Below are 6,363 nucleotides of genomic sequence, written 5' to 3' on the forward strand. Positions count from 1 at the left end.
GCCCGCGCGTTCACCTCAGCTGGACCCGGCCTTGTAGCCCACGCCGCGCACGGTCACGACGATCTCCGGCCGCTCCGGATCCTTTTCGATCTTGGAACGCAGCCGCTGGACGTGCACGTTGACCAGCCGGGTGTCGGCGGCGTGCCGGTAGCCCCACACCTGCTCCAGCAGCACCTCGCGCGTGAACACCTGCCACGGCTTGCGCGCCAGCGCCACCAGCAGGTCGAACTCCAGCGGCGTCAGCGAGATCGTCTGGTTGCCGCGCTTCACCGAGTGCCCCGCCACGTCGATCACGAGGTCGCCGATGGCCAGCTGCTCCGGCGCCGGCTCCTCGGAGCGGCGCAGCCGGGCGCGGATCCGGGCGATCAGCTCCTTCGGCTTGAAAGGCTTGACGATGTAGTCGTCGGCCCCGGACTCCAGGCCCACCACGACGTCCACCGTGTCGCTCTTGGCGGTCAGCATCACGATCGGCACCCCGGACTCGCCCCGGATCAGCCGGCACACCTCGATGCCGTCGCGGCCCGGCAGCATCAGGTCAAGCAGCACCAGGTCCGGCTTGATCTCCCGGAAAGCGGCCAGGGCCTTGTCCCCGTCGGCGACGAAAGACGGCTCGAATCCCTCCCCGCGCAGCACGATGCCGAGCATTTCCGCCAGCGCGGTGTCGTCATCGACGACGAGTACGCGTCCCTTCATGCCTTCATCATCCCATTGCACTCATCATGACCCTGCCCAAGGTGCCACAGAACGCTCCCCCGCCGGGTCAGCCGTATCCCCCCGGCGACCCTACCCGCACCCCGCGCCTGGCGCGCCCCCCAAGGCGCCATGGCACGATGGGCGGCAGGACCGCGTTGAACGAGAGGTTGAACGAGAGAACTCCACAGCAACACACGGACAACGGATCGGTCGAGAGCCAACTGGGAGACACCGTGAGCGACTCGCCGGGCTGGACCTCACCCGGAGCCCCGCCGCCCGACGACGGCCCCGGCCACAGCCCGGGCGACGACGGCAAGGGCACCGGCCACGGCAACCAGCCGCCGCCCTCCCCGCCCCCCGCCGCTCCGCAGGGCTGGGGCGGCGGCCAGCAAGGCTGGGGCCAGCAGCCCTCGGGATGGGGCGGCTGGCAGCAGCACCCCCCGTCCCCCAAACCGGGCGTCATCCCGCTGCGCCCGCTCGGCGTGGGCGAGATGCTCGACGGCGCCGTCTCCACCGCCCGCGCCCACTGGCGCACCGTCCTGACGGTGTCACTGGCCGTGGCCGTCGTCACCCAGGTCATCTCCACGGTGGCGATGCGCGTCTGGCTCGGCGACAGCAGCGGCCTCGCCGCGCTCGAGAACAACCCGGAGCCGACCACCGAGGAGCTCAGGGACGCCCTGAACGACCTGCTGGCGTTCTCCTCCGTCACCGGCGTGCTCACCCTGCTCGCCACGGTGCTGGCCACCGCGATGCTCACCATCGTCGTCAGCCGCGCCGTGCTGGGCCGCGGCGTCACGCTCGGCGAGGCGTGGCAGGACTCCCGCCCCCGGCTGCTGCGCCTGCTCGGCCTGTCGCTGCTGGTCCCGCTCCTGACCGGTCTTGCCGTCGGCGGGCCCGGCCTGCTCGCCGCGCTGACCGGCAGCTTCGGGCTCACGACGCTGTGTGTGATCGGCGGCGCCGTGCTCGGGGTGTGGTTGTGGGTGCGCCTGTCGCTGGCCGCACCCGCGCTGATGCTGGAACGGCAGGGCGTCCGGCAGGCCATGCGCCGGTCCTGGAAGCTGGTCGGCGGCTCCTGGTGGCGTGTCTTCGGCATCCAGCTGCTGGTGCTGGTCCTGGTGTTCGTCGTCGCGAGCATCGTCGAGCTGCCCGCCTCCGCCATCGCCGGGCTCGTCTCCGGCGACGACTCCGGCGTCCTGGGCGGCTCCGTGACCGAGACCAGCTGGACGTACCTGGCCATCACGGGCATCGGCGCGGTGATCTCCTCCACGATCACGCTCCCGATCAGCGCCGGTGTCACCGCCCTCCTCTACATCGACCTGCGCATCCGCCGCGAGGCGCTGGACCTGGAGCTGGCCCGCGCCGCCGGTGTCGACCGCCCCGCGGGCGAGAGCTGAGGACGGTCTCCGTGCTGCCAGCGGCCGACGAGCCCGGCCCCCCGGTCACCCTGGACCGGGAGGCGGCCCGCGAGGCCGCCGAGCGCGAACTGTCGCGGCGCGTCTACGCCGAACACGAGCCGGGCCTGGTGCGGCGCGCGTGGGACTGGATCTGGGACCGCGTCTTCGGCGTCCTGGAGTCGGCGGCCTTCGCCACCCCCGGCGGCTGGTTCGGCCTGCTGGTCCTCGCCGTCCTCGTGCTCGCCCTGGTCATCGCGGTGCGGCTGCGCCTCGGCGCGCTCCGCTCGGCCGCCGGGCCCCGCCGCCCGGCGCTGTTCACCGAGCGGCCGCTGAGCGCCGCCGAGTACCGCGCTGCGGCGGAGGAGCACGCCCGCGCCGGCCGCTGGGACGACGCGGTCCGCGACCGGCTGCGCGCCGTGGTGCGGTCCCTGGAGGAACGCGCCCTGCTGGACCAGCGTCCCGGCCGCACCGCCGACGAGGCCGCCGCCGAGGCCGGTGCCCGCCTGCCCGCCCTGGCCGGGCGGCTGCGCGCTGCCGCTACCACGTTCGACGCCGTGACCTACGGCGGGCAGCGGGCAGACGCGTCAGACTACGCGTTCCTGCGCGGCCTCGACGAGGAGCAGCGCCGCACCCGCCCCGCCCCGCCGGGGCCCGCACCCTCCTGGACCGCCCCGTGACCGCGGCCACCGCCGGCACCTCGGTGTCGCCCGACGCCCGCGGCCTGTGGCGCGCGAGCCGCGGCATCCTCGCCGCCGCCGTCGTGCTGCTGCTGGCGGGCGCGGTCATCGCCCTGCTCAGCGCGGGCGAGGACGGCGCGCTCCACCCCCGTTCCGCCGCCCCGCACGGCAGCCGTGCCGTCGCCGAGCTCCTCGCCGACCAGGGCGTGCGCGTCACGGAGGCCACCACCGCCGCCGAGGCCGCCGACGCCACGGGCCCCGGCACGACGCTGCTCATCGTCCATCCGGAGCGCCTGCCGGAGCGGCAGCTGGACCGGCTGGCCACCGCCACGGCCCGCTCCGGCGGCCGCACCGTCCTCGTCGCCCCCGACCAGACGGTGCTGGACGCCTTCGCGCCCGGCGTCACCGCCAGCGGCCCGTACGAGGCCGCGGAGCTGGCCCCCGCCTGCACCACCGCCCGTGGCGCCGAGGCACCCGGACGCCTGGCCGGCAGCGCCCGCCTCGGCGGCTACGGCTTCCTGCTGCCCGCGGCGGAGCCCCCGCCAGACTTCGCCTGCTACCCCGTCGACGACGCCCCGTCGCCGCCCGCGCTCGTCTCGCTGGCCACGGCCGCGGGCGGCGACACCGTCCTGCTGGGCTCCCCCGACATCCTCTACAACGAGCGCCTCGACGAGCTGGGCAACGCCTCGCTCGCGCTCCAGCTGCTCGGCACCCGCGAGCACCTGACGTGGTTCCTGCCCCCTGCCGCGGGGGAGCCGGCCGGGGAGCAGGAGAGCTTCTTCGGCCTGATCGACCCGGGCTGGCGCTGGGCGGCACTCCAGCTGGCCATCGCCCTGGGCCTGACCGTCGTCTGGCGGGCCCGGCGCCTGGGCCCAGTCGTCACCGAGCGGCTGCCCGTCACCGTCCGGGCGGCGGAGACTACCGAGGGCCACGCCCGCCTCTACCACCAGTCGGGCGCCCGTGACCGCGCGGCCGAGGCACTGCGGGCCGCCTGCCGCGTCCGGCTGGCGCGCGCGACCGGGCTGCCGCCGGCTGCCGCGCACGCCGACGGGGCGCTGCCCGCCGCCGTGGCCGCCCGCTCCGGCGGCGTGAGCGCCGTGGCCGTACGGGACCTGCTCTTCGGGCCCGCCCCGCCCGACGACGATGCCCTGGTCCGCCTCGCGGACGATCTCGACGCACTGGAACGCGGCCTGGGGGCGCACGGCGCTTCGCCCGCCCCGGGTCTGCGCGACCCCGAACCGACGACAGACAAGGACCGCTGACCGTGACCGCCCCTCCCGCTGCAAGCCCGCGCGCCGCGCTCGAAGCCCTGCGCGGCGAGATCGGCAAGGCCGTCGTCGGCCAGGACGCCGCCGTCACCGGCCTGGTCGTCGCCCTGCTGTGCCGGGGACACGTGCTGCTCGAGGGCGTCCCCGGCATCGCCAAGACGCTGCTGGTCCGCGCGCTGGCCACGGCCCTGGACGTGGACACCAAGCGCGTGCAGTTCACGCCCGACCTGATGCCGAGCGACGTCACCGGCTCGCTGGTCTACGACTCCCGTACCGCCGAGTTCTCCTTCCAGGCCGGCCCGGTGTTCACGAACCTGCTGCTGGCGGACGAGATCAACCGCACCCCGCCGAAGACACAGGCGTCGCTGCTGGAGGCCATGGAGGAGCGGCAGGTCTCCGTGGACGGCACCCCGCGTCCGCTGCCGGAGCCGTTCATGGTCGCCGCCACGCAGAACCCGGTCGAGTACGAGGGCACCTACCCGCTGCCCGAGGCGCAGCTCGACCGCTTCCTGCTCAAGCTCAACCTGCCGCTGCCCTCGCGCGAGCAGGAGATCGACGTCCTCACCCGCCACGCCGCGGGGTTCGACCCCCGCGATCTGGACGCCGCCGGGGTGCGCCCCGTGGCCGGGCCGGCCGAACTGGCCGCCGCCCGGCGGGAGGTGGCGAACGTGTCGGTGGCGCCCGAGGTCACCGGCTACGTCGTGGATCTGTGCCGCGCCACCCGCGAGTCCCCCTCCCTGGCCCTGGGCGTCTCGCCGCGGGGCGCGACGGCGCTGCTCGCCACCTCCCGCGCCTGGGCGTGGCTGTCGGGACGCGGCTTTGTGATCCCCGACGACGTCAAGGCGCTGGCCCTGCCGACGCTGCGCCACCGGGTGCGGCTGCGGCCGGAGGCCGAGATGGAGGGGGTCACGGCCGACAGCGTGCTTACCGGCCTGCTGTCCCACGTCCCGGTGCCGCGCTGATGGCGCTCACGGGACGCACGGCCGCGCTGGCGGCCTCCGGCGTGTTCGTCGTCGCGCTGCTGCCCGGCTGGCACGGCGTGCTGGCGGTCGCCCTGCCGCTGCTGGCGGCGGTCCTGTACGACCTGGCGCGGGCCGCTCCGGTGCGGTCGCTTCGGCTGGAGCGCTCGGGCGCCGCCTCCGCGCGGCTCGGCGACCGGGCCGAGGTCCACCTGACCGTCACCAATCCCTCCGGCCGCCTGCTGCGCGCAAAGCTGCGTGACGCCTGGCCTCCGAGCAGCTGGCAGCCGGGCACCCCGTACGAGGCGTCCCGCCACCGGCTGACGGTTCCCCCGGGCGAGCGGCGGCGGCTGACGACGGTGCTGGCGCCGACGCGGCGCGGTGACCACCAGTCGGTGCGCGTCACGGTCCGCTCGCACGGGCCGCTGGGGCTGGCGGCGCGCCAGGGCAGCCACGCGGTGCCGTGGACGGTGCGGGTGCTGCCGCCGTTCACCAGCCGGCGCCACCTGCCCGCGAAGCTGTCCCGGCTGCGGGAGCTGGACGGGCGTACGGCGGTGCTGGCGCGCGGCGAGGGCACCGAGTTCGACAGCCTGCGGGACTACGTGCCCGGGGATGACGTCCGGTCCATCGACTGGCGTGCCACGGCGCGGCAGTCGACCGTGGCGGTCCGCACGTGGCGGCCGGAACGCGACCGGCATCTGCTGCTGGTGCTCGACACGGGACGCACGTCCGCCGGGCGGGTCGGCGACGTGCCGCGCCTCGACGCGGCGATGGACGCGGCGCTGCTGCTGACGGCGCTCGCCTCGCGGGCCGGGGACCGGGTGGATCTCCTGGCGTACGACCGGGCGGTGCGCGCCGCTGTGCGGGGGCGGCGCGCCGGGGATGTGCTGCCGGCCGTCGTGCAGGCTCTGGCCCCGCTGCGGTCCGAACTCATCGAGACGGACGCAGCCGGCATGGTCACGGCCGCCATGGCGGGTGCCCCGCGGCGTTCTCTCGTCGTGCTGTTCACGACGCTGGAGACGGCTCCCGTCGAGCTGGAACTGCTGCCGGTACTGCCGCGGCTGACCGCGCGGCACCCGGTCATCGTCGCGGCCGTGGCAGACCCCCGTATCGCCGAGATGTCCCGCTCCCGCGGCACCCCAAGCGCCGTCTACGAGGCCGCGGCCGCCGCTCGCCACGAGCTGGAACGCGCCCGTACGGTCCGCAGGCTCCGCGACACCGGTGTGACGGTCGTCGAGGCCCCGCCCGAGGACCTGCCCCCTGCTCTCGCTGACGCCTATCTGGCGCTGAAGATGGCGGGCAGGCTCTGAGCCCAGCCTTTCGCCGGTCTTCTCTCCCGTGGTTCAGTGCGGTGTGGATCGCAGAAACAAAA

Annotated in this window: 6 protein-coding genes; 5 read left to right on the plus strand and 1 reads right to left on the minus strand. The window is 75.2% G+C overall.

The features are described 5' to 3' along the window. Window positions 1-15 precede the first annotated feature (15 nt). Window positions 16-693 carry a two-component system response regulator MtrA gene (mtrA, locus tag JK356_RS17945; protein ID WP_201869409.1) on the minus strand — a complete coding sequence of 226 codons (678 nt, stop codon included), beginning with the start codon at window positions 691-693 and terminating at the stop codon, window positions 16-18. Between the two features lie 233 nt (window positions 694-926). On the opposite strand from mtrA, the gene JK356_RS17950 reads away from it, so the two are divergent. Genes JK356_RS17950 through JK356_RS17970 form a run of 5 tightly spaced genes read left to right on the plus strand, consistent with a single transcriptional unit; the run spans window position 927 to window position 6,301 of the window. Continuing rightward, entirely contained in the window at window positions 927-2,087 is a 1,161-nt protein-coding gene (locus JK356_RS17950; RefSeq protein ID WP_201869411.1) for a glycerophosphoryl diester phosphodiesterase membrane domain-containing protein, read from the plus strand. 11 nt (window positions 2,088-2,098) lie between these two features. After that, entirely contained in the window at window positions 2,099-2,764 is a 666-nt protein-coding gene (locus tag JK356_RS17955) for a DUF4129 domain-containing protein (protein ID WP_201869413.1), read from the plus strand. Further along, window positions 2,761-4,026 (plus strand): DUF4350 domain-containing protein, encoded by a 1,266-nt coding sequence (locus JK356_RS17960; protein WP_201869414.1) that lies wholly within the window; start codon window positions 2,761-2,763, stop codon window positions 4,024-4,026. The genes JK356_RS17955 and JK356_RS17960 overlap by 4 nt, the downstream gene beginning before the upstream one ends. Before the next feature lie 2 nt (window positions 4,027-4,028). Next, a complete protein-coding gene (locus JK356_RS17965) occupies window positions 4,029-4,994 on the plus strand; it encodes a MoxR family ATPase (protein ID WP_201869416.1) in 966 nt (321 codons plus the stop codon). Continuing rightward, entirely contained in the window at window positions 4,994-6,301 is a 1,308-nt protein-coding gene (locus JK356_RS17970) for a DUF58 domain-containing protein (RefSeq protein ID WP_201869418.1), read from the plus strand. The genes JK356_RS17965 and JK356_RS17970 overlap by 1 nt, the downstream gene beginning before the upstream one ends. Window positions 6,302-6,363: the final 62 nt, after the last annotated feature.

Origin of the sequence: Streptomyces sp. 7-21 (assembly GCF_016741785.1) — a bacterium.
In the GTDB taxonomy this organism is placed as follows: Bacteria; Actinomycetota; Actinomycetes; order Streptomycetales; family Streptomycetaceae; genus Streptomyces.

What these genes read in the sequence shown, in the direction of transcription:
- mtrA (WP_201869409.1), bottom strand. Translation starts at nt 693, where the DNA reads ATGAAGGGACGCGTACTCGTCGTCGATGACGACACCGCGCTGGCGGAA.
- JK356_RS17970 (WP_201869418.1), top strand. Translation starts at nt 4,994, where the DNA reads ATGGCGCTCACGGGACGCACGGCCGCGCTGGCGGCCTCCGGCGTGTTC.